Below are 1,705 nucleotides of genomic sequence, written 5' to 3'. Positions count from 1 at the left end.
CATGGTGTGTCCTGGAAGCTGTGTCAGGCCAGCGGGTGGAAGTCCCGTCCGGGTAAGCGCCGGAGCGCCCGGTAGCAGGCCCCAGCCGTGCGGGGAGACCCGTCCGGCCGAGCGGGGTGTCAAAGGCCTCTTCGGAGGGAGCAAGAGCGCGGGCCGTAGCATCAAGCGAACTCTGCAGCCTCGTCATACGCACAACAGTGAGAGCCGAGCCGCTCATGTCACGGTGAAGGCCACGTCCGGCGGACCCGGTTCCGGAAGCGGTCCGTTGGATCTCCTCGGGGTATGGGAGGCGGCACGTGCTCAAGGTCTGGCACGGAACAGGAGAGGCCCGTCCGCGCATGCCTGCGTCGGGCGAAAGACCGCTGGTATAAGCCGATGGTGAAGTCCAGCGGAGCGCGGCGGGAGTCCGAGCGGGGCATAGTACCGATGATCGGCGTGCAACAGAACGCGCCGGGAGGGAAGGGCCCGCACTTTGATCACGCTCGCGGCGGGGGTAAGCGTCAGGGCATGGCCGGGACCGCCCGGTCCAACCACCCCGGCAGCACGGCTGCCGAACCCGGGGCCACTGCGCCTATCGGGAAGGTGCGACGACTCCAACGCAAGCTATGGACTGCGGCCAAGCAGTCCCCGGAACGCCGTTTCCATGCCCTGTTCGACCGTGTCTGCAGGGATGACGTCCTGCGGGAGGCGTGGAAGCGTGTGAGGGACAACCGGGGTGCGTCCGGCATCGACCGGATCACCCTGGAGGACGTGCAGTCCTACGGAGTGGAGCGGATGCTCGCCGAACTCCGTCAGGACCTGCTGGAGGGGAGCTACCGTCCGTCGCCGGTGCGGCGGGTGGACATCCCCAAACCACGGGGCGGCACGCGCCCCTTGGGCATTCCCACCGTCCGCGACCGGGTGGCCCAACAGGCGGCCAAGACCGTCCTGGAGCCGGTGTTCGAGGCCGACTTTCGTGAGTCGTCCTACGGGTACCGCCCCCGGCGGTCGGCCCTGGAGGCGATGGAGCGCCTGCGGGTGGGCTTCATCAAAGGGGGCGCCTATGTCGTGGAGTTCGACATCCGCGGTTTCTTCGACCACATCGACCACGAGCGGTTGATGGCCGAAGTAGAACGCAGGGTGTCGGATCGGCGGGTGCTCAAGCTGGTGCGGTCGTGGCTGCGTGCGGGAGCGATGGAGGCCTCTGGTGTGTCGCGGACGGTCGCGGGCACCCCGCAGGGCGGGGTGATCTCGCCTTTGTTGGCCAATGTCTACCTGCACGTGCTGGACACGCGGATCGCGGCGTCCGGGGTCGGCGAGCTGGTGCGCTACGCCGACGACGGGGTCGTGATGTGTAAGTCCCGGCGCCGGGCCGAGCGGGCGCTGGCCTTGATTGGTCAGGTCCTCGCATCGCTCGGTTTGGAGTTGCACCCGGACAAGACACGGATTGTGGACCTCAGACAGGGTCGGGAGGGTTTCGACTTCCTCGGATGCCATTTCAGGGCGCGCATGTCGGGCCGGTTGTGGGCCAAGAAGCGCATCGTGCGCTACTACCTGCAGCGGTGGCCCTCGCAGGCGGCGATGAAGCGGCTGCGGGACAAGATTCGGGACCGGTCCGGCCGTGGCCAGATGGGTCGGGATGTGCGGGTGGTGATCGCCCGGATCAACCCGGTCCTGAGGGGCTGGGGTGCCTACTTCCGTACCGGGAACGCCGCCACCAAGTTTA

1 protein-coding gene is annotated in these 1,705 nt (G+C 67.8%); it reads left to right on the top strand.

Translation table 11 applies throughout. The annotated features are described in order from the left end of the window. Positions 1-507 precede the first annotated feature (507 nt). Positions 508-1,705: group II intron reverse transcriptase/maturase (ltrA, locus tag FYW95_RS27420; RefSeq protein ID WP_160051001.1), on the top strand; the 1,198-nt coding region annotated here is incomplete at its 3' end.

This window comes from Nocardiopsis sp. FR4 (assembly GCF_009830945.1).
Taxonomy (GTDB): domain Bacteria; phylum Actinomycetota; class Actinomycetes; order Streptosporangiales; family Streptosporangiaceae; genus Nocardiopsis.
Note: the sequence above shows the minus strand (reverse complement) of the source record. Positions and strands in the feature narration are given on the sequence as shown.